We start from the raw sequence: 23792 nt of genomic DNA, 5'->3' as shown, positions 1-23792 counted from the left end.
TCCGCTGTCCGCAACCCGGAATACCGGATTGGTAACTTGTGTATCATTGACACTGGCAACCTTATGGTCTTTCAGCACCACCTTGATGTCATCCGACTGCAGTTCTTTTCCGTTCGGTGCTGCTGTCTCACGGATGTAATACGTGCCGTCTTCCAGTCCTGTCCATGTGACATAGCCATCGGTTCCGGATACCTGCTCCGAATAATCCTTCGGATTTGCTCCGGTGCTGCCGTTCTGCTGATACCGGGACTTATCCGCTTTCAGAAGAACAAATTTCGCTCCGGCAAGGGACTGATGGTTGCTGTCAATCTTCATGATACGGACAGATCCGGAGGTTACATGGTCATCGCCATGCATCAGAAGAACTTTTCCGAGATCATCCCAGCGCATTTCGACCTTGTTCGGGATGTCTACTCCATTTTCAGGTGTAATCTCCGCGGTCTGATTGATCAGTGTATCAAAGCGCAGCCGTAAATAATCCACGCCCTCATACTGTTTCTTTGAAATCTTCTCCAGTCCGCTGGCTGTCAGAGTGACTTTCAGTGTTCCACCCGCGGTTCCTTCAGTTGCTCCGGAAATGGTGTAATCTCCACTGCCCAATGTCAGAAGAACCTTTGCGTTCATTTCCTCGGAATCAACCACATCCACTCTTACATTTCCCTTGTAATCCAGACGGGAGTCAATCGCATCTGTGAAGGACGCTCCTCTCTGCTCCGGTTTGGAATCCTCCATGCCGGACGGGATCTTTGTTGTGATGCTCCATGTATGGATCTCATAACGGTTGTTGCTGACCTTGGAGACTACTTTCTTTGGCGTTGACACCAGGATACGGATCCTCTGTGCCTCAATATTCTCTTCTTCTCTTGCCGATACGGACTCTCCGGAAAGATTCAGTGTTTCGAAAGCAACCAGCTGACAGTTCTGATACTGCATGACATCAAAGCTGTAATGAATGTCCGCGCTTCCAGAAACTGTGAGATTTCCGCCTGTCGCTGCTCCTGTTTTAAACGAGGTTTCTGTTGACCGGATTCCGGTATCGGTAAGACTTCCATCCGCATTCACCTTCATCAGCTTTCCGGTTACTTCGTATACCTTGGATGGAGCGAGGTTTTCATAGATTACCTGGTCGGTCAGCGTGACGTTGGTATCAAATGCCTTCGTATCATCCGCTGCCTGTACCGGTTTTCCGTTTTTGTCCAGATCAAAGGCAATGATCTTCTCTCCGTCATTCGCGGTCTTGTCTCCATTGGCATCCTGATACAGGATCGTGCTGATCTTCGGGAAGAAAACCATCTGTTCTGTATCATTCAGATCCTTATGAGAGGCAACCTCTTTTCCATCGACAAGGATAGACTCTGTTGCCACCACGGTCTTCCCCTGCATGCCGGCTGCATCGAACGTGAAGACGTTCTTCACTTCTCCGGTTTCACTGGTTACGTTCATGGTGGTCGAAGCGGTTACTGTCTTTCCGTTAATGGTAAGCGGCTGCCCGGTCGCCTTATCGTAGAGCGTTCCGGATACCGTGATCGTCTTTCCAATATAGGAGTTCAGATTCTTAATGCTTACCGTATCTGTGAGTTTGACATCCTTCTTAGCTTCCGTATACTGTGACCCATCCTCGTTACGAAGACTGGTGGATGGTACCGGAATCAGGGTATCGTTGACATCCAACGACGTGTCTGACAGGCTGTTCCCTGTTTTCACAGAAATCAGATTTCCGCTGTCATCCACTCTTGCCAGGACGACAGATCCGTAGCCGGTTCCGCTGCCAGTAAATGATGCATCATTCTGATAACCATTTGCGGCTTTGGTTTCCTGAATTGTGATAATGCCGTAAGGGACTACTGTGTGTGTCCCGGAAGAATCAGTTACTGTGTACAGTGCATCACCACTTATTTTATACGTGGAATTTAACAATACCTGATAACGTTTACTACTTGCATTCCACTTCGCCGCAAATACCCATGTTCTTGTCGCCTTCTCCGGAAGTTCCGACAGGCTGCTGTAGTAATTGTTGTAGTACTTTACGGTAAACTCCGTCCCTTCCAGCGAGGGAACATTTGCGGTAGCATTTGCCGTATTTTTGTTGATCGTAATACCGATCGGGTCGGTTCCGGGCGCGTCGGTTACTTCGATTGTTTTTGTCGTTCCCTCTGTCAGAGTATCCCCTTTTACTTCAGTTGACAGAACATACCCTTTGGGAGCTGTCAGCTCTTTGACGTAATAGGTTCCTACTTCAAGCTCTACCGTATTGGAATCGCCGTTTGCATCCGTAGTCAACCGTTTTCCGGTATCCTGCGTACAAGCCTTGTCCTTATAGACGCCATACACTGCACCTTTCAGTGTATAGCACGGATTTCCTTCGGTCATCTCCGGATTGGAGGATGACTTGTGAAGACGAAGGGAGCCATTCTTTGGGGTAGGAGTCGGCGTTGTAGGCGTTGGCGGTTCAGGAGTCGGCGTTGTGGGCGGCGGTGTAGGTGTTGTTGTAATAGATGGCGGTGTGGTATAATCATCGATCCTTACGGAAGGATCTGATCCTGTATCTACGGCTTTCGACACCGCCCTGGCAGAACCATCTGCAGTCATTTCGACGAGTGTATAGTGCCAGCCGTCGTCTATGGATACGCCGGATGGTGAACCGGTTTCACGAACCGCTATTACAAAATACTTGTTGTGCACGATCCAATCGTTGACGCTGCTGTATATCATGCTGCCACCGTTGACGATTCGTTTGTTCTCACCCGGATGGATGGTCTCACCCCAGTCATACCACTTATTGCTGCCGTCATTTACACTATAGGAGGAAGGTTTCGTGGTGCCAAAATTGCGGATTTTTGCTTCAAACGAATAACTGTTATTGCTGTAGCCGCTTACCTGGGAGCCATCGACATACTTCTTTACATTGATTTTGAGCTCACCATCCGGAGGGGTGTAGGTGTTATTGACGGTGATTGTTGCGGATCCTGACGCTACTGCTGTACCTGAACCATTATTTTTCATCTCAATGGTCACGTACTTCCATCCGTCATCCTTCGTTACACCGGACGGTGCTCCGGTTTCACGATATGCAATCACATAATACTTGTTTTTAGCGATCCAGTCGTTGAGGCTGCTGTACGTAGAAGAAACGCCGGCGACGGTTCGGGTTACCTGCTGGCCCGGATGGTAATTTGTGGACAATGTACTCCAGTTACCATCATCTACACTCGGTGACGAAGGTTTGCTGCCTCCATAATTGCGCATTTTAATTTCAAATGTGAAGTCGCTGTTTGAGTAGGAGGTGTAAGTTGTTACCTGGATGCCGTTTAACGTCTTATCAATTCTGAAGTTGATCTCTCCACCGGGAGGTGATGACGGTTCGTCTTCTGCTACGGCGTAGACAATAACTGTGGTCCTTGGGAAGGTTGCACCATTACGCACATTACTCAGACCATATTGGTATGTCCATTCTCTCCAGTTCTGATTTGTAGCCTGACCGTTGTTGTAATGAACGGAATCCCAGGTTGAACCCGGAAGACCGGTACCATCATCTGCCCGCATTCCGGTTACTTTCTGCCAGGTTGTTTCTGTAAGATTGTAAACAGGATAGGCTGTACTGCCGTCTTTTCCTATTGTATATATACCAATCGCTCCAACAACTCTGGCTTTATGTGTTTTGGAGCGTTGAGCTGCTTCCAGTATGGCACCCCTTGCTGCTCTATTATACAGAGAAACGTAGTTTTCGACTCCATTATGATCTATAGAACTGAGTGCACCACCGATGGCATTATGTTCGATCGCTTTTGTCCGAAAATCGGTAATCTTTCTGGTAACTTCATCGTCGTTGCCAATATCGGCATTTGCACCTTTTCCGGCATCATACCAGACATAAAATCCATGGATGTCGCCAACAACTGACCCTCCTCCGGTTGCTCCGGTATTGCCTGATCCGACATTGGCCGTTTCAATATCATCGGAGGGATTCATGTTGATATCTTCATCCTTCTTGTTATCGTCCGTTTTTGCGGTTGTATAGACCGTCTTTTTATCAGCGGTAATCTTTCCTTCTCTGGAGAAGATGCCGGAAAGACGCGCAGCTGCTTCGGAAGTCGATGTGGAAACGACATAATAATCTACCGTCTCGCCATAGTTGGAGGTGCCGGCCTTCACACCATTTTCATCGACAGAGCCAGCGATAATCGCTTCTTCTACGGATCCGGGGATCGTATACCTGGCATTGGTACGGTTATTTCCGGCAGCGCCGATTACAGTGATGCCTGCATTTACTGCTTCTTTGATGACATCCGCGATCGAAGAGGTTTCTCCTTTCTTGGCGCCGGATAGGGACAGGTTAATGACACGGACTTTTCTTTGGATGGCATAACGGATCGCCGCATAAACGGATGATGGCGTTCCTTTTCCGTTCTGATCCAATGCTTTGATGGATAGGATTTTGGCATCGGGGTTCTCCGATCTGATATCCTCTGCCATTTTCGTTCCGTGACCATTGTCATCTGACGCATTATCACCCAGCATGGAAACTGCCTCAATGACGTTGTCATCTATGGACGCGCCGGTATCAATCAGGGCAATCACGGAATCCGCGGAGATGCTTTTCTTTCCTGCCTGGTTTGCTTCTCTGGATGCTTTTTCCAGAGAAGTGATCGGGTTGGCATCCTGGGTCATTTCATCTGTGGATACATCCGTGATATTGTCACTGTCCGCTGCTTCCAGTTCTGCAGTATCAAAGTCTACAAAATCAGCGCTTAACTGATACTGTTCGTATGCGGATTTTGCCGCTTCTTCTGAATCATACTGGATCAGGTAGACATCGTCATACGAAGACAGAATTTTTCCCTGATCCTTTGCAATGACTGAAGCATCGTCTGTTCCGACCAGAAGGCGGGCGGACGGAAGATTGTTTTTTGTTTTCTGGTTTGTTTCATCCTGGCATTTTTCTGCGGTTGGTTTTTCCGCATCGTCTGCTGCCTCTGATCCATCTGATTCCGATTCAGAAACAATATCTGGTGATTTCGAAGTAGTGTCCGTGAAGGATGCCTGTGAACTGCCAGAATAGTCTGATGTGGAAAGAATGCTTTCGGAGGATGATTGTACTGCTTCCCCGGCAAATGCTGTCACAGGAAAACTTGTTAAGGTCAACGCAACCGCAAGGATGACATTCAGGGTTTTTTGATATTTCCTCATTTTTTCTTCCTCCTGCGTGAAAAAAGCACGATTCCAATCATACATAATGAAACAGCTGCCAGGATTCCATATAATACGGGTGGATTGTCACTCGTCTGCGTTTTACCTGTTTTATTTGGAGGCGTCGGTGTTGGCGGATTGTCTTTATGATTGACAAATTTTACCTGCGCCGGACTTTTCCGCATAATGCGTCCGGATGTGCCTTCTGATGTTGTCTTGTATCCATCCTGGTTCGCTTCCACTTCGGTTACCTTGTAGTCCGAACCACATGGAATCATCGTAATGGTTGCGATTTCTCCGGATTTCAGAGATATTGTGTCTCCGGTCTGTATGGTACCTTTTGTCCCGTTTGATATCTGGTAGGGAACGGTAAGGTCGTGATCCGTCGTCTTGAATTCTACTTTGAAATGGAACGCCTGCTTTGTGTCTCCGGCACTGCCGGTTACCTGCTTGCTGACGACAATCTCGCCCGCGGGCAGGGCCTTTGGTTCCACCTTCAGTTCGTAATTCCAGAAGGTACGTCCGGTTCCCTCTCCGTCGCTGAACGGCAGCTGAAACAGGAACGGGGCAGACGCGTAATGCTCTGCTGCCGGAGAGGTCTCCATTCCAAGGTAAACGCCCAGCTCCATCCCGCTGATTGCGAGTTTTCCGTCCTCTCCCGTCTTTCCGGTATAACAGGGTCTGATCTCCGGATGGTCCTTGTAATATGCCTGTACCTTTGCCGCAATCGTTTTTGCGTCCGTAGTCTGATCAATCACAAGATCCGGAATGATGGAAACGTACTGGTTTCCTACGGATGTGACCGTATCCGGTTCGTCTGCGGACGGTTTTTCTGCCCCCTCTTCCGGGCTGTTGTCCGTTGCGGATTCGGAGCTTACCGCTTCCGTTTCCGTCTTTGCATCCGTATCTGCCGCAGAGTCTGTATCTGCGGCAGTCGCTGCGTTCACGCCTGTGTCCGTTTTTGTTCCGGATCCGGGAACCACCGTGGCATTTTCGTCTGCCAACTTCTGGGGCAGGTCCGCGGCATCTTCTGCCGTGATCTGCATGTTCAGGTCCGCGATCTTGTAGAACGTAAATTCCGCGTCCGTAACCGGATCGTTTCCATCCACGGTGTCCTGATAGTCGATGACAACCGTTCCGGTCTGTGACGGATCAATGACGGATGACCGGCTGTCCGGATTCTCCGCCGCGCCAACAGGCACTGCAGACAACCCAAGAGCTGCGCAGCAGGACAGGCAGAACAGTTTTTTTAAAAATGTTCCTTTCATCCTTCGCTTTCTCCTTTCTTTTTCGTTTTCTTTTTTTTCAGAATGCACACACATCCGATCGTTCCAAGAGCGGCAGGAATCGAGAGCAGCAGCGCCATCTTGATCCATGGCAGCTTGTCGTTGTTCTTCAGGAAAATTGTTTCTCCTTCGGATTTGACAGGGATATCCGGATAAGTCCGTTTCCCGGTAACAAGAAGCCGGTGGTCGTTGATGCCGTAAGGCGTACAGGTGTAAAGCGTGACGAGATCCTTCGCGTCTTCCACCTGCAGGTAGGGATCACAGTCACCCGGCAAAAGGACACGGATGTCTTCCACCGTGTAGACATGTTCTTCATCCAGAATCCGGATGTAGAACTTGTCGCCCTTCGCAAGCTTTGTCAGGTCGGTGAAAATCCGGTTGCTGATGAGCCCTGTATGGCCGGCAATCACCGCGTGGGTGCTGTCTCCGCCATACGGAAGGCTCGTCCCGTACATGTGCCCGGTTTCGTATTCCAGCTCACTGTCCTTTGTCCCATGCGCCACCGGAAGGTAGACGTTGATTTTCGGAATAATGATGTAGGCCATCGCGCCGTCTTTCTGGTTCAGGATGGATTCATATTCCGAATCCGTGGCATCCGCGCCCCGATAGCTGAAGAAGCTTTCCTTCTGCTGTTTGGCGATTTTCTGGTTATATGCTTTTATTTTTTCTTTTTCTTCCGCAATCTCTGACTCGCTCATGCCATCGATTTCGCTGCTGTAACCGGTATACTTTGTTACCGCAGTCGCCAGATGGTACTGATCAAGGATCAGGGGAGAAAGAAGTCCCGCGACTCCCGCAGTAAGAATCAGCCATACGGCAAGAAGTAGTATTTTTCGCTTCATCAGGGTGTCCTCTCTTCTTCTCTCTTTTCCTGCTGCAATCGGATGATCCGGCAGAACATTTCCCATGTCCCGCCGGATGTCGGATTGTGTCAGGACTTATACGGTTTTCTTTTTCTTTCTGGTAGCCAGAACAAGAACGCTGCCCGCTCCGACAACGACCAGGAGGGTTGCGCCGTAAACCATTGCACGGCCCTCTCCGCCGGTCCGAAGGTTCAGGGATTCATAGTTCTCGACATTGAAGGAAGCCGTACCCTGATTTACGGAGATCGCTGCGGTATTTCCGTCCGCGGTAATGGTGGTCTTGTCTGCATCCAGAGCACCGGTTACACCGTGGTTGGAGTTGGAATCGTCGGTCGGAACCGAAGTCAGGGCGATCGTCACCTTGGACTTCAGAAGCTCGTGGCTCTTTGCGCCGCTCTCATCTTCTCTTCCTTCGGTCGCGGTCTCGGTCATGATGTAGTGCTCTTCATCAAGGCCCTTGATGTACAGTTTGCCGTCGGAACCCGGATGTACGGTTGTCACAATGTTTTCCGTGTCATCTGAAGTGCGGTCATACAGATGGTAGGTGCCGTCTCCCTCTTTGACGAACTGGACATCGCTGTCCTTCACGTGATTCTCATTGCCGCCTGCTCCGGTTCCTTCTCTCTTGAAGGTGAAGAAAACCCGGGTTGGATCCTTTACGCCGTTTTTCTTTACATTCAGTTTGTAGGTATATACGCCAACCTTGTTGCCCTTGATGGAATGGTCGGTATCGGTTTCGCCGCCGTTATCGGAAGTGTTCCAGGTCAGGGTCGGCTGGTTCTCTTCTTCGACCTGATCGCCGACATGCTGGGTATCCTTGTTCAGTACGGAATCAAACAGGATCATGACCTGACTGTCCTCGGTAATCGCGTTCAGCTTCGCAAGTCCGGCATTGGTCAGAGTAACCGTGAAGAAGCTGTTTCCGTCACTATCTTTTTCACTCTTTGCCAGGGTGTAATCGGCATTTGTCAGCTCGACCGCGCTTCCGCTCTGAAGCTGGAAGCTGTCATTGAGGGTGCCGTAATCGGTCATCTTCTCCGGGTTCGTAATACGGGGAACGATGTAGATGCCGTTGATCTTGTCAAAGGTAAGACCGTTATCCATGGTATCAGTCTCGACAAATTTGGTGTACGCGTTGCCGTCCTGCAGCATCGGTGCTTCCGGAAGAAGGACCTGATGAACCGTCTCACCAATCTCATAATCGCCGTGGTCAATCAGGGTGTTCTTATCGTCTTCCTTGATGATCCGTTTCGGGTTGTTGATGGTCTGGTTTTTGGGGTAAACCGTGACGTCGTACTGCCATGCGGTACCCGCCGTGTTATTGCCGATGGTCGTCTGGTTAGTCATCGGGACGGAAACCAGAAGCGGGCTGGACTGGTTGGCAACGACCTCATCACGGGTGGTATCTCCAATCGTCTTATCCTGACCGGTCGCCGTCTGGTGCGGGTCCACGGTGATCTGGCCGCTCTTGTCGCTGTAAGTACCGCCGTTTGCAATCTGAGATGCTGTTGACTGGTCAGCTCCGGTCTGCGGATCGTAGCCGGAAATGTCGGTCTCGCATACGAGGTACAGGCCGAGCGGAAGCTGATCCAGCACAATCTCTCCGTTTGCATCGGTTGTGCCGGTGTAAATGGACTTCGCGTTGTTGCCGCGGTTGTTGATCACAAAGTCATTCAGGGACTTCTCTCCGCCCTGCGCCGCGTTGATGGTATCCAGCATCTTCTGCATGGTTTCCGTGGTGTACGCCTGGGTATCGCCGCTTCCATCTGTACGCTTTACAATCGGATCAGAGTTGTTGGTTACAGCCGTTTTATCTGCATTTGCATCTGCAGCTGCTTTCAGCTGGTCTTTGGCTGCGGAATTCAGAATCAGGCTCTTGAAATCCTGGTCGAGGTTATCAAAATAAACGCCGACGCCGTTCTTTGTGGTCAAAGTTTCGATGTCCGCAACCTTGATGGCGGAGAATTCCACGCCTTTCATCGGGGTCTGGGTTGAGCTGGTCGCGCCCTGCACGCCCTTGTTGTCAATGGTCTTGCCGTTGTTTTCCTTTACCTTGAAGATGGTGATGCTTCCGCTCTTCGTGGTGTCAATGGTTGATGCGGTGATCTGCGGGTTGGCGGAATCCGCGAAAACCGGAGCTGCCATGGAGGTCATGGCCATTGTGGCAGCCATGCTGATTGCGGCCAGATAACTGACCCTGGGCTTTGGATTTCTAACATCTCTCATTCCTTTTGTTCGGGGCGCGCATACCTTCTTTGCCTGCCCCTTCTCCTTTCTTCATTTTCGTTTGCTGTTACAATGACAATCGCTGTTCATGCGGCAGCTGCGAGAGCTGCGAAGCAACGGAACAGTTGACTTTATTCCGTATGTGTTGCCCCGCAAGCAGAGCAACAGATATGTGGCGCCCTTGCGAGGTATGGTGGTTTACGGGCCTTGGGCCTGTATCACCCTTCTTTTTCTGCGTGCAGGCATTTTTTCCTCCTTTTTCATTGGATCGTATGTTGAAAATTCTATGAATATAGGAATTGATGATCTTGAAAAAATGGTTTTGAGATTGCTCAATCTGATTTATGAGCGTTTTAAAATTTTTAACGGCGAATTTTTAACGGATCAGCGCACGGGATCTTTCAATTCCGGAGGCACATACCAGGATGCCGGTTGCTGGATCGTTTCCAGGTTTGTTTCTTTTCCGATGATTACCAGACGGCGGGTTGTTCCAGCCATTCCGTCACACGTGGAAAGAGAAACGAACCTTGCGTTTACATCCGGCTTCGGGGAATTTTCATACCTCGTACTTTTCCGCAGCATGTTCTGCCAGTCCAGAAAAGAAGGGCTGTTTTGGAACGTGCAGGTATAGACCTGTGATCCTGCTTCTGTCGTCAGAACGGAGAAAAAAGTGTAGGTACGTCTGGTACCGTCCGGCAGATACAGACAGAAGGTGTGATCTCTGTATCCGGCATTGACGTACCTGGAGCGGAATTTGCCAAACATCGATCCATCCGCCATGTTGTGACCGTAGATGATGGAATTCTGGTCGTTGAAATACCTGCTGTTCACAGAATCCAGAAGAATGCTTCCGCCATAGTTATAGGTGTGGTCGGGTAGCGCATGAAGATATTCGCTGTTGTCATCGCCCTGAAGAACCGGATAACTGATGTCATCCAGCATCAGCCACGCGACGACATCCATGCCTTTGAACGATTCCCAGTTGATCGTGTCTGCGTCTGACCGAGACGCATTACCAGATCCGGATGAGCTTTGATCTGGAGAAGGTGTGATGACCGCATCTTCCCGGATCCCACGGTAGGTTTTCGCGGATTTGCGGTACTCGGCGGTCTTCGGCAGAAGCTTATACAGGCAAAAGACCAGGACAGCGAAACAGACGAGGATCAGGATAATTTCCAACGCGGAAAATTTTCTCTCCCGAGAAGTCCTTTTCCTGTGCAAAGGACTTCTCTCTGGACGTGTGGATTCAGACTTCTTCGGATACATGATCTTTCCTCCGAATGTGGATAAAGGATTGTGGAATAAACAGAGAAATGAAGGTTTTGAGATGAAAATGTGAAAGGCAAAAGCTACAGAGCGCATGGAAAAATAATCATGCACATCACATGATGGAAAACAAATTCAGAAACAGAGGAGAGAAAATAAAATGCAGAAAAATAGACTATAAGAAAAGATGTTAACAAAACAATGGAAAACTGACCGAAAAAGACAGTTCAGAAATGAATACTGATAAATAGATGGTAAACGTAAGTTTTAATGAAATGATGATAAGAATTGTCTGTGAATATATGCATTATAGCATAACAATTTCTGACTGTAAATAAAAAGAAAAGGTAATTACTGTATAAGTCCAGTCGCAATGTTCTTGGCTCACGGGGAGCTTGCTCACCAGTGAGCAAGAACATTAGCGACAACAACAGGTATGACGATGAAGCGCGAACGCGCGTAAGAGACTGTATCAGCTCTTTCGGCTGCAGGCTCTTCCGGCTACATAACCACTCGACCATGCCCATTGCAGATTATAGCCCCCGCACTCTCCGTCTACGTCAACGGCCTCGCCGGTAAAGTATAGCCCGGGGATCTTCCGGCATTCCAGATGATCCGTCAGTTCTTCCACAGGAATTCCTCCGGAGCAGATCTGCGCCTGCTTCATGGATGCGGTTCCGGTGATGGTAACGACGTAATGCTTGATGCGACGGGCAATATCCGGATAATCGTTCCGTCTGTTTTCTGATGAATTGTTTTTGGACACGTGTCCGATTTTGCCGCTGAACAAAGGGATGAGCTTGTCGGGAAGAAGGCCGATGAGAAGCTCCGAAAGGGGCGCTCCCGGTCGCAGTGCGGTTCTTTTTTCCAGGTCGGCGGCAAGATCATGTTCCGAGAGATCCGGCATGAAATCGAGCACTGCCCTCACCTTACATCCGCTGCTGATTCGCTCCGCCGCGTACCGGCTGACCTGAAATACGGGAATGCCGGAGATTCCAAAATCTGTGAGCTGGACTTCGCCGGTATCTGTCGCCACGCATTCCGAATCTGTCAGGATTGAAACAGAGGCGTGAACCCGGGTTCCTGCCCAGCGGTTCGTCACATCTTCGCGGATTCGAAGCGGTACAAGCGCAGGAAGAAACGGGACGGTGTCAAGGCGCAGATCGCGGGCAAATTGTATGGCATCGCCGGAGGCACCGCGCACCGCAGACGCCGGGCTTCCCGTAGCGATGATTACGGAACCTGCCTCATAGGTCCAGGTGGATGTGGAGACAAGAAAATGACCATTCCGGCAGTCTATCGCCGTCACCTGTTCTTTTGACTTGATCTTTACCCGGTATTTCTCCGCCTCCAGCAGGAGCAGATGAAGAACCTGGGATGCCTGTTCGGTGTAAGGATAGACCCAGCCATTTCGGTCAATTGTTTTCAGCCCGATTCCGTGGAAAAAATCAAGCGTATCCCGGTTCGAGAAGGCCGTGAAAATACGGCTGGTGAGACTGGAAGCTCCGCCCCGGTAGTGAGAAGGCGACAGATCCAGATTGGTCAGATTGCATCTGCCATTTCCGGTTGCCAGAAGCTTTCTGCCCGGCTTTTCATTCTGTTCGAGAACGGTTACCTTCCGTCCGCTTCGCGCGGCGGTGACGGCAGCCATAAGACCGGAAGCCCCGCCTCCGATTATGATGAGCTGTTCATCCATAGAAATCCTCTTCTCAGCTGTTTATCTGCTGTTTAACTGCTGCGCATTTGCTGTATGTGTCCGGTATTTCAGCTGCATTTTTACGCCAGTACTTTGTAAGATAGCTGCATTTTTACGATGGTATTTTTTATATTCTGAGCGGACAAATGAACGAGATAAAACACGCTGCGCGAGTTTTATCTCGCTATCGCGACGCTCGCCGCACACGAATGCTTCGCATTCGGCTGCGGCTCACTGTTCGCGTAAATCACATCCGCTCCCGCAAGGCGTGAAGCGGAAGGCGAACGCCGCGACAGATCGGTGAAGCCGGCGTCCTGTCAGCGGTATGGAAGCTGCGAAGCAGTGAAGTGACGCATAACTTATACATTGTGGCGCCCCGCAGACCGTTACAAGCTGACAAGCCCCGCGTCTATCACTTTCTGCAGGCTCATGATGATTCCCAGCTTACCATGTGGCCACGTAAGACCACCCTGGAAGTACACGGCGTAAGGCGGCTTGATCGGTCCGTCCGCCGAAAGCTCGATGGAGGAACCCTGTACAAAGGCTCCGGCAGCCATGATGACATCGGAATCATAGCCCGGCATCGGCCACGGTTCCGGAGTGACGTAGCTGTCTACCGGGGCAGCGGCCTGTATGCCCTGGCAAAAGGCAATGACGCCTTCCGGTTTTCCGAAGGTGACGGCCTGAATGATGTCGTGACGGTCCTCTGTCGCGTTCGGGACAACGGGGAAGCCGAGCTTTTCATACACATTTGCGGCAAAAATCGCGCTCTTCAGCGCGCTTGCTGTGACTGTCGGGGCAAGGAAAAAGCCCTGATAAAAGGCAGGGTTGGTGCCGATGGAGGCGCCGACTTCTTTGCCCAGACCCGGCGTGGTCAGACGGCAGGCGGCATTTGCCACACATTCTTTTTTTCCGACGATATATCCGCCGATAGGGGCAAGTCCGCCGCCCGGATTCTTGATCAGGGAGCCGACCATCATGTCCGCTCCGACGTCCGTGGGTTCGATGCGCTCCACGAATTCTCCGTAGCAGTTGTCAACCATGCAGGTAACATCGGGACGGATGGACTTGATGAAATGAATCAGATCGCCGATTTCCTTAACGGAGAAGGTATGACGGGTCTGATACCCCTTTGAGCGCTGGATGGTGACAAGCTTTGTGCGCTCGTTCAAGGCGCTTCGGATACCCTCGTAGTCGAAGGAACCATCCGGGAGCAGATCCACCTGACGGTATGTGACGCCGTATTCCGCGAGGGAGCCTCGTGACGGGCGTATTCCGATGACCTCCTCCAGAGTATCATAGGGCTTTCCGACAGGGGACAGAAGCTCATCACCCGGACGTAGATTTCCGGAGAGGGCAATTCCGAGGGCATGGGTGCCGCAGGCAATCAGCGGACGGACCAGTGCGTCCTCGGTGTGAAAGGTGGAGGCAAATACCTTTTCGAGCGTGTCCCTGCCCATGTCATTGTAGCCGTATCCTGTGGAGGGATAGAGGCATGCTTCGCTGACACGGTTTTCCTGCATGGCGCGGATCACCTTCAGCTGATTATATTCTGCGGTTTCATCGATCTTCCGGAAACGTTCACGCAGAGAATCGGCGATCTCTGCGCAGAAAACTGCGGTTTTTTCGGCGATGCCGAAGCTTTCATACATCTTTATTTCTTCTTCTGTCATTCTTAACCTCTGTTTCTGATACTTTAAAGTGAATATTACTATCGTTGATATAATGAATCGGTAGCTTATACGTTATGTGGCGCCCCGCCTGCGGAGCATGATGGTTTAATGTATATGTCCTGCGGAGCATGGCGGCAGACGACAACAGGATTGTCTTATTAGAAAAAATAGATTTGCACAGATCAATTCAAAGTGGCTGGCTGTCTTCGCATAGTTTTTTGCGCCACAATGCCAGCATATAATTCAGGATGGCGTCATCCTCGTAGTTGAATTCATTTTTGTTGATCCAGATGATGCCGCTCTCCCGCTTGAACCAGGTGATCTGGCGCTTCGCAAAGTGACGGGTGTCGCGCTTGATGATCTCCACCGCTTCGCCTAGCGTACATTTCCCGTCCAGATACGGGAACAGCTCCTTGTATCCGAGCCCCTTCATCGAGACATTGTTCTCCGTGAGGCCTCTTGCCTTCAGACTGCGAACCTCATCGACAAGGCCGGCCCCGATCATCTGATCCACTCTCCGGTCGATCCGGTCGTAGAGCCGTTTCCGCTCGTCATTGAGTACAAAATAAAGGTAGCAGTAAGGGGAGTCCTTCGCCCGCTGCTCCTCATTATGTCTGGATATCGGAGTGCCGGTCTGGTCATAAAATTCGAGAGCCCGGATGACACGTTTGAGATTGTTCGGATGAATTTCCCGTGCCGCCTCGGGATCCTTTTCTGCAAGGATGGCGTGAAGAGCCTGCGGACCTCTCTCTTCTGCCAGTTTCTCATACGCGGAACGGATGTCGGATTTCCCTTCGCTTTCGGAAAAATCGATGTCTCTCAGCACCGCCTGGATATAAAATCCGGTTCCACCGGTGATGATGGGAACCTGGCCGTTTTTCCAGATCTCCTGCATCGCGCGGAGGGCCATGGCTTTGAAAAGAGCAACATTGAAATCCTCTTCGGGTTCCAGAACATCGATCAGGTAATGCGGAATTCCCTGTCTTTCTTCCGGCAGTATCTTCGCGGATCCGATGTCCATGCCCCGGTAGACCTGCATGGAATCGGCGGAGACGACCGCTCCGTTTACCGCCGCTGCCAGCTTCAGGGAAAGGGCGGTTTTACCGACCGCCGTTGGACCGGTAAGTACAAGGACCGGCTTTTTCTTCAGCTTTCCGTAATCAAATGACATGGATGTTTCTTTCCCTCTTATTATTAATGATTTATTTATCCTTGATCATAACTGCCAGATCACACAGATCTCCGGGATTCTTTCCGTGTATTGTGTCACTGGAATTTTCGGGATCCCAGTCGAATATCAAATCACACGATTTACCGGGAATCTATCAGCGTATCCTGTCACACGGTTCATGAGGAGCCTCACAGTGTGTCGGATTACGCTGCACACCGGGTTCCATGCGGCGTATCGTATCACACGATCCGCTTGAATTTTCTGTCCAGATCGTACTTTGTCATTTTGATGATCGTAGGACGGCCGTGCGGGCAGTTGTAGGGATTCTCCAGTGTCAGGAGTTCGTCAATCAGGGCATCCGCTTCCTTCAGGGACAGCATGCTGTTTCCCTTGACGGCTGCCTTACAGGACATGGAGGCAATTTTTTCCGGAATGCTTTCCGGAGAGACGTCTCCGATCTCTGTCAGCTGATCCAGGATTTCCGTGAACAGGCGGTCGGACGCGATTGAATACAGATTATCCGGAACGGAATTGATCTTGAAGGAGTTTCCTCCGAAGGATTCAATCTCGAAACCGAGCTTTGCGAAGACGTCCAGGTTCTTCTCCAGAATCCCCGCTTCCTTCGCACTCAGATTCACGACAATCGCCGGATACAGCATCTGGGCATTGATTTTTTTCTCCCGGTAATTCTTCATCATCCGTTCATAATTGACTTTCTCATGAGCGGCATGCTGATCGATGATGTAGAGAGCATCCTGATATTCGATGATCCAGTAGGTGTCAAAGATCTGACCGATGATGCGGAACTGCTTTCTGGAGCCGGGAGACAGAACTTTTTCCTTCGAGGTAAAGAAACTCATCTGCTCCGGGGCGGAAAAATCCTGTTTGCGGGGAGCAGCTGCCCCGGAGTTTGCCGCCGCAGGCTGTGCCACAGCAGTCTCATCAGCAATACCTGGCGTCGCAGGCCGAGCCTCAGCAGTCCTATCGGCAGTACCCGGCGTCGCAGGCCGAGCCTCATTAGTCCTATCGGCAGTACCCAACCGACAAGACTGCGCCTCGGGAGATTTTGCGTTGTCGGCGGTAGCTGACCTGTGGAATCCGCCGACCGGGTCCGTGTCCTGGCGGGGCGATGCGTTCGTATTCTTACGATCAGAAGTGCTCGTGCCGGACACACCGTACGTGGGAATGTCCGTGCGGGGGGAACTTCGATAGTTCCCGTTCTCATCGCGGACCGATGACACGCCACCGCCTTTCGTGGGTGCCGCACTTTCCGCAGCATCCATCCGCCGGACGCGTTCAAAAGGCTCCGGCGCAGATTTCGAGAGAACCGGAAGCTTTCCCGGCCGGTCTGCGCTGCGCCGCGGTTCATGTCCAACCGGAACCTCGGGGATCCGCTCACGGTTCATGAGCGTATTTTGAATGGCCAGACAGAGCTGATGGTAGATGTCCTCCTGGCTGGAAAAACGAACCTCCATCTTCTGCGGGTGCACGTTCACATCCACCTTTTCTCCGTCGATATTCAGGTACAGCAGAGTGAAAGGATATTTGTGCTGCATGAGAAAGCCATGGTAGGCATCCTCGATTGTCTTTGCCAGAAGGCGGCTTTTCACATATCTTCCGTTCACAAAGTAATATTCATAGTTCCGGTTGCCACGCGCTACATTCGGATTGCCGATGAATCCGTCGATTTCCATCAGGTCAGTCTGTGCGTGAATCGGAATCAGCTCTCTGGTGAGATCCCGGCCGAAAATCTGATAGACGATTTCCTTCAGGTTTCCGTTTCCGCTGGTGTACAGACGGTTCTGTCCGTTCTGAATGAATTTGAACGAAATCTCCGGGTGAGACAGGGCAAGCTCTTCCACAAAGCTGCTGACATGATTTCCCTCGGACATGGGAGATTTCAGAAACTTCGCCCGGGCAGGAGTGTTGTAGAAGAGATTGCGGATGATGAAAGTGGTGCCCTCAGGCGCCCCGATTTCCTCGTACTCCTTCTCCTCTCCGCCTTCGATCGTGTAGCGGATGCCGGTCAGTGCTTCCGGCGTTTTTGTGATGCATTCTACCTGCGCGACTGCGGCAATGCTTGACAATGCCTCGCCGCGAAAGCCCAGCGAAGATATGTTGGTGAGATCCTCCACCTTGCGGATCTTGCTCGTCGCGTGGCGCAGAAAGGCTCTCCGGACCTGGTCGGCGGGGATGCCGGCTCCGTTGTCCGTGATCCGCATGAAGGTGGTTCCGCCGTCCCGGATTTCGATGGTGATTGCCGTAGAGGCGGCATCGATGGCGTTCTCCGTGAGCTCCTTGATGACGGAGGCAGGGCGCTCGACCACCTCTCCGGCGGCGATTTTGTCTATTGTAGCTTTATCCAGTAATTCGATTGATCTCATATGTGCTTACCAGCGGTTTTTCACCTCGTTCTGCAGATGGTTCAACATGTTCAGCGCGTCGAGCGGCGTCATGGTGGAGATGTCAATCTCCCGGATTTCATTGATGATCTTGTCGTTATCGGTCGTATCGAAGAGTGACATCTGCTGCATGTCGACTGTATCGTAATGGCGCGGCCTGCTTTTCTTTGCACGGGATTCCGTTAGATTCTTGATGGCTGCCGTGATGTCGGCATCGGACAGCTGATCGAGAATTTCCTTCGCCCGCGCGAGGACAGCCTCGGGAACACCGGCGAGACGGGCAACCTGGATGCCATAGCTCTTGTCGGCACCTCCCTTTACGATTTTCCGGAGAAAAACGATGCCGTCTCCCTTTTCCTTCACGGCGACGCAGTAGTTGTTGACGCCCGCGATCTTACCCTCCAGCTCGGTCAGCTCGTGGAAATGGGTCGCGAAGAGTGTCTTGGCTCCGATTTTTTTTGGATCGGCGACAAATTCGGTGATCGCCCACGCGAGGGACAGACCGTCAAAAGTACTGGTCCCTCTGCCGATCTCATCGAGAATCAGAAGGCTGTCGGAGGTCGCGTTCCGAAGAATGTTCGCCACTTCGCTCATCTCAACCATGAAGGTGGATTGACCGCTTGCGAGGTCGTCCGAAGCCCCGACACGGGTAAAGATGCGGTCCACAAGACCGATATTGGCTGATGAAGCAGGAACAAAGGAACCAATCTGCGCCATAAGAACGATCAGGGCGGTCTGACGCATGTAGGTGGATTTTCCGGCCATATTCGGTCCGGTAATAATCGCGACGCGGTGCTCCTGCTGATCCAGGTAGGTGTCATTAGAAATGAACAGATCGTCCGGGATCATTTTTTCAACGACGGGGTGACGGCCGTCCCGGATATCAATCTTCCCGCTTTTGTTCAGCTTGGGGCGCACATAGCGATTCCGTTCCGCCACATACGAGAAGGAACAGAAGACATCGAGGCAGGCGATGGCCCTGGCGGTGCGCTGTACGCGGGCGACATTTTTTCCGATGGTGTCCCGGATATCGGAAAACAGCTCATATTCCAGGGAACCGAGCCGGTCCTCTGCTCCGGTGATCTGTTCCTCAATCTGACGGAGCTTGTCGGTGCTGTAGCGCTCAGACCCGGTCAGAGTCTGTTTTCTCTGATAGTAATCGGGGACTTTGTCCTTGAAAGAATTCGTTACCTCGATGCAATATCCGAAAACCCTGCTGTATTTAACCCGGAGAGTGCGGATTCCGGTCTTTTCCCGCTCCTCAGCCTCCAGATCGGACAGCCATTTCTGTCCGTCTTTTTTTGCTGCCCGGTATTTGTCCACCTGCTCATTATAGCCATCCTTGATGATGCCTCCGTCCTTCATGGCCATCGGAGGATCATCGATGATGGCGTCGTCAATCGCGTGAAACAGATCCTCGAGAGGATCCAGATCATTCTGAACATTTTTCAGAAGATCCCCCTGAAATCCGGTCAGAAGCTGACGGATAAAAGGAAGCATCTGAAGGGAGGACTTGAAGGCAATCAGATCACGGGGGTTGGCCGTCTGATAGGCGATGCGGCTGGACAGTCGTTCAAGGTCATAGACCGGCTGCAGATATTCACGGATTTCATCCCGGATCATCGGCATACCTGTGAGCTCCTCAACGGCGGTCAGACGCTTTTCGATTTCCTCTTTATTGATGAGCGGCTGTTCGATGATGCTTCTGAGCATTCGTGCGCCCATGGCGGTCTTGGTGCGGTCCAGAACGCCGAGAAGAGACCCCTTTTTCTGTTTTTCCCGAAGCGTCTCCACCAGTTCCAGATTTCTCCGGGTAGAGCTGTCGAGAAGCATAAAACGGTCGGAAAAATACGGCGTGATGGAGGTCATCTGCTCCATGTTGTTCTTCTGTGTCTCATAAAGGTACTGGAACAGCGCACCGGCGGCGATCGTGCCGCAGCTGAAATCGTCAAGCCCCAGACCCTTCAGGGAGGAAACATGGAAATGCTTCTTCAGTATTTTCTGGCAGGAATCATCATCAAAATAATAGTCATCGAGCGCGGAGACAGAGATCCGGAGCCTGGTCCTGAGATCCTCGAGATCGAGGCCGGACACCATCAGGCTCTGATTGCAAATGATTTCGGACGGCATGAATTTCTGGATTTCATCCTTCAGCTTCTGCGCGGTGTCTGTCTCGGACACCAGACACTGTCCGGTGGAAATGTCCGCGATGGACATGCCGTAGCGGTCGGAGGTACAGACGATACACATGAGATAATTGTTTCTGGTCTCATCCAGCTCCTCCTGACTGATCACGGTGCCGGGAGTGACGACCCGGATGACCTCACGTTTTACCAGGCCTTTGGCCAGCTTAGGGTCTTCCACCTGTTCACAGATCGCGACTTTGTGACCCAGGGCAATCAGTTTTGTGATATAGGTATCCGCGGCGTGAAAGGGAATGCCGCACATGGGAGCCCGTTCCTCCAGACCGCATTCCTTTCCGGTCAGCGTCAGTTCAAGTTCCTCTGACACCATTTTCGCGTCGTCATAGAACATTTCGTAGAAGTCGCCGACCCGGTAGAAAAGAACACAGTCCTTGTATTCTTCCTTTGTGGCCAGATAGTTCTGCATCATTGGTGACAATGCCATTTTCTATAGAAACCTCTCTTTCATCGGACGAACGCCCCTTCTGCATGGGCACGAACCAGCTGTAATAAATGTTGATCCGACTGTTATAAAAAATCGGTCCGGCAGTTATAAAAAGTTGATCCGGCAGGATCTAAAAGTCGGTCCGGCAGTTATATAGAGTCATTTCGCTGTCTCAAACCGTTTCGATCCGGTGTCCCATATAGTAGAAGCCGTGACATTCATCGAGATGAACGGTCACGATTTGTCCGATCAGACTGCCGTCACCGGGAAAATGTACGACGATGTTGTTGTCCATACGTCCGGTTACAAGGCTCTCATCCTGTTCGTTGATCTGCTCCACGAGGACGTCCTTGTCCTGACCGGTGAATCGGGATGTCTGTTCTCTTCCGGTTTTCTGAACCAGGGCGAGAAGACGGTCAAAGCGGTCTTTTACGACATCCTCCGGTACCTGATCTTCCATGGAAGCGGCAGGTGTTCCGCTTCTCCTGGAATAAATAAAAGTGAAGGCACTGTCATAGCGGACTTTCTCCACGACATCCAGCGTTTCGAGAAAATCTTCCTCGGTCTCGCCGGGGTATCCGACGATGATGTCGGTTGTCAGGGAAATATCCGGAATCGCCGCCCTGATACGGTCAACGAGTGCCAGATAGGACTCTTTTGTGTAGCGGCGGTTCATGTCCTTCAGAATCTTTGTGCTTCCGGACTGCAGCGGAAGGTGAAGATGACGGCAGATCTTCGGATATTTGGCCATTACCTCAATCAGCTCGTCCGACAGATCCTTGGGATGCGAGGTCATGAAACGGACCCGGTCAAGACCGTCAATCTGCACAACCTGCTCGAGGAGCCGGGCAAAGGTGACGGGATTCTCGAGGGTTTTGCCGTAAGAATTAACATTCTGTCCCAGAAGCATCACTTCCCGGACACCATCGGCGACGAGGCCCTCGATTTCCTGTATGATTTCGATCGGCTCACGGCTCTTTTCCCTTCCGCGTACGTACGGAACAATGCAATAGCTGCAGAAGTTGTTGCAGCCGTACATGATATTTACACCGGATTTGAAGGGGTACTTCCGGTCAACGGGCAGCTGCTCCACCATGCGGTCGGAGCTCTGCCGGATGTCGATGATCATCCGGTCCGGATGATCCAGTGCCTCGGAGATCAGCTCCGCAGCCTTATAGATATTGTGCGTACCGAAAATCAGATTCACGAAGCGGTAGCTTTCCTTCAGCTTTGATACGACATGCTCCTCCTGCATCATGCAGCCGCACAGACCGATCATCATGTGCGGATTCTTCTTTTTATAGGAGTGAAGTTTTCCGAGTCTGCCGTATACCCTGGTGTTTGCATTTTCGCGTACGGTACAGGTATTGTAAAGAACAAGGTCGGCATCCTCTGTTTCAACCTTTCTGTATCCGATTTCTTCGAGGATACCGCGGAGCTTTTCGGAATCCCGCGCGTTCATCTGGCATCCGAAGGTGACTACATTGAAGGTGAGCGGTCTTCCTGCTCTCTCGGAAATCTCTGCCAGTTTCCGGCGCGCTCTCTCGATAAAATAATACTGCCGGAAGGGCTCGTTTTCCGGCGCGGGTTTTCGGGTATCTATACTGCTGATGATCTGTTCGTAACTCTGATTATTCAAAATTCTGTTTTCCTTTCCTGATTCACCGATATAGTTCGACTATCCGGAAGCTGCGAAGCACGGAGCAATCCGTAGCTTACACAGTTTGTGGCGCTCCGCCTGCGGGGCATGGGGGGTTACTGTATAATTCGCTTTTCGGTTACAAGATATCGCGGGCAGATATCATGTGCGTCAAAGGGAACCGCGTCAAAGATCTGAAATTCAAATGCGACTGCCAGGGTCGTATGCTGGGTGTGCTCGGCCTGATATTTGTCGTAGTATCCGCCTCCGTATCCGATGCGGTGCCGTTTTTCATCGAAGGCAACGCCCGGGATGATGAACAGCGCGCGCTCATCGTGATCCGCGTTCCGCACGATTCCCGGACAGTGGGTGATGGGCTCAAGAATGCCCATGATTCCGGGCTCAAGCTGCCCGAAGTATTCGATATAGTAGAAGTTCATGATGTCGCCGTTTACCTTCGGAACAGCGACCTTCTTACCGTCTCTCCAGCACTGTTCGATAAATTCACGCGTCATGACCTCGTGCTTGTGATCCATGTAGCAGAACACGGAGGAAGCATTTCGATAGGAATCATTCTGTGTGATCTGTTCAAAGATAGCGCGGCTTTTTTCCTTTATTTCCGGGTCGGAAGCTTCTCTTCTTCTGGAAAAAACAATTTTTCTGAGTGCTTTCTTGTCCATAGCTTATCCTCATCAGGTATCCATCTGTTCCAGGTAATCCAGGAGATAGAACTCGTCCTTCGGGTCTGCCAGAAAGAGAGTTCCGATCTGCTCTCCGCGGATAATTTCATGTATAATATGAAAATCCTCTCCGCTTGCGATGATCATGTCGCATCCGCCCATCGTGGCGACCCTTGCGGCGGAGAGCTTTGTCGCCATCCCGCCGGTGCCGGCGTTGCTGCCTGTCGTAGATTTTCCCATATGCATCAGATTGTCGTCAATCCGGTCCACCACGTCGATGAATTTAGCGTCGGGATTTGTATGCGGATCATCGGTATACAGGCCGTCGATGTCGGACAGCAGGATCAGAAGATCCGCGTGGATCATCGCTGCGACAACGGCGGACAGATGATCATTGTCTCCGAAAACGGAAAGGGAGTCAATTTCATAGGTGGCAATGGTGTCATTCTCGTTCACGACAGGGATGACGCCGGCCTTGAACATCTCCCGGAAGCAGTTTACCGTGTTGTATCGGTTCAGGGTATCGAGCATGGTATGCTTCGTCATAAGAATCTGTCCGCACACGTGATTATACTCGGAAAAAATCTTCTGGTAGATCATCATGAGCTTGGCCTGTCCGACAGCGGCGCAAGCCTGTTTCTGTGCGATGGTCTCGTCCTTCTTGCTGATTCCAAGAGTCCCGCGTCCGACCATGATGGCTCCTGAGGAGACGAGAACAACCTCTTTTCCCATGTTTACCAGATCGCAGATCTCCCGGATCAGAACCTCAACCTTGATAAGATCCAGCCGCTGTGTCTCTCTGTGTGCCAGCGAGGAGGAACCGATCTTGATTACAATTCTCTTTTTGTCCTTCAGTTTTTTTCTCACTTCTGCGCTAATACCCATCTCTGCTCTCCCATTAATGATATCCGAATCCATGTGGCAGCTGCGGGAGCTGCGAAGCAACGGAGCAGCTGGCTTGATACAGCTTGTGGCGCCGCGCCCGCGGTGCCCAATGCAATCCAATCCGCGGATAAAACCGGTCAGAAGGTAGGAGCAATCCATGCCTGATCCATGCTCCGGCAATATCCGCGGA

The 23792-nt window shown here is 51.2% G+C and carries 13 protein-coding genes; all 13 read right to left on the bottom strand.

Annotated elements, in window-relative coordinates:
* Window positions 1-5187, bottom strand: a 5187-nt coding sequence (locus ACTNDI_RS06745) for a VaFE repeat-containing surface-anchored protein (protein ID WP_441100113.1), incomplete at its 3' end; no start/stop codon positions are given.
* The gene (locus ACTNDI_RS06740) at window positions 5184-6455 is read right to left on the bottom strand and encodes a DUF7601 domain-containing protein (protein WP_441100112.1); all 1272 of its coding nucleotides are present in this window, start codon (window positions 6453-6455) and stop codon (window positions 5184-5186) included. The genes ACTNDI_RS06745 and ACTNDI_RS06740, both read right to left, overlap by 4 nt.
* Entirely contained in the window at window positions 6452-7315 is an 864-nt protein-coding gene (locus ACTNDI_RS06735) for a class C sortase (RefSeq protein ID WP_441100111.1), read from the bottom strand. The genes ACTNDI_RS06740 and ACTNDI_RS06735 overlap by 4 nt, the downstream gene beginning before the upstream one ends.
* A 96-nt stretch (window positions 7316-7411) precedes the next feature.
* Window positions 7412-9562, bottom strand: coding sequence for a SpaH/EbpB family LPXTG-anchored major pilin (locus ACTNDI_RS06730; protein WP_441100110.1), 2151 nt, complete (start codon window positions 9560-9562; stop codon window positions 7412-7414).
* 384 nt (window positions 9563-9946) lie between these two features.
* Window positions 9947-10828, bottom strand: a complete 882-nt coding sequence (locus ACTNDI_RS06725; protein WP_441100109.1) for a class B sortase — start codon at window positions 10826-10828, stop codon at window positions 9947-9949.
* 472 nt (window positions 10829-11300) lie between these two features.
* Complete coding sequence (locus tag ACTNDI_RS06720) at window positions 11301-12524, bottom strand: NAD(P)/FAD-dependent oxidoreductase (RefSeq protein WP_441100108.1); 1224 nt, start codon at window positions 12522-12524, stop codon at window positions 11301-11303.
* A gap of 386 nt (window positions 12525-12910) precedes the next feature.
* On the bottom strand, window positions 12911-14176 hold the full coding sequence (locus ACTNDI_RS06715; protein WP_441100119.1) for an aminotransferase class I/II-fold pyridoxal phosphate-dependent enzyme: 1266 nt from the start codon (window positions 14174-14176) through the stop codon (window positions 12911-12913).
* 208 nt (window positions 14177-14384) lie between these two features.
* Complete coding sequence (gene miaA, locus ACTNDI_RS06710) at window positions 14385-15368, bottom strand: tRNA (adenosine(37)-N6)-dimethylallyltransferase MiaA (RefSeq protein WP_441100107.1); 984 nt, start codon at window positions 15366-15368, stop codon at window positions 14385-14387.
* Between the two features lie 239 nt (window positions 15369-15607).
* Complete coding sequence (gene mutL / locus ACTNDI_RS06705; RefSeq protein ID WP_441100106.1) at window positions 15608-17752, bottom strand: DNA mismatch repair endonuclease MutL; 2145 nt, start codon at window positions 17750-17752, stop codon at window positions 15608-15610.
* Between the two features lie 6 nt (window positions 17753-17758).
* On the bottom strand, window positions 17759-20398 hold the full coding sequence (gene mutS, locus ACTNDI_RS06700; protein ID WP_441100105.1) for a DNA mismatch repair protein MutS: 2640 nt from the start codon (window positions 20396-20398) through the stop codon (window positions 17759-17761).
* Between the two features lie 172 nt (window positions 20399-20570).
* Window positions 20571-22037, bottom strand: a complete 1467-nt coding sequence (gene miaB / locus ACTNDI_RS06695; protein ID WP_441100103.1) for a tRNA (N6-isopentenyl adenosine(37)-C2)-methylthiotransferase MiaB — start codon at window positions 22035-22037, stop codon at window positions 20571-20573.
* A gap of 116 nt (window positions 22038-22153) precedes the next feature.
* Window positions 22154-22717 (bottom strand): 5-formyltetrahydrofolate cyclo-ligase, encoded by a 564-nt coding sequence (locus ACTNDI_RS06690; RefSeq protein ID WP_441100102.1) that lies wholly within the window; start codon window positions 22715-22717, stop codon window positions 22154-22156.
* 12 nt (window positions 22718-22729) lie between these two features.
* Window positions 22730-23602 (bottom strand): glutamate 5-kinase, encoded by an 873-nt coding sequence (gene proB / locus ACTNDI_RS06685; protein WP_441100100.1) that lies wholly within the window; start codon window positions 23600-23602, stop codon window positions 22730-22732.
* Window positions 23603-23792 lie beyond the last annotated feature (190 nt).

The sequence above is a fragment of the Bilifractor sp. HCP3S3_D3 genome, assembly GCF_052063915.1.
GTDB lineage: Bacteria > Bacillota > Clostridia > Lachnospirales > Lachnospiraceae > Bilifractor.
This window is presented reverse-complemented; position numbering and strand designations above follow the sequence as displayed.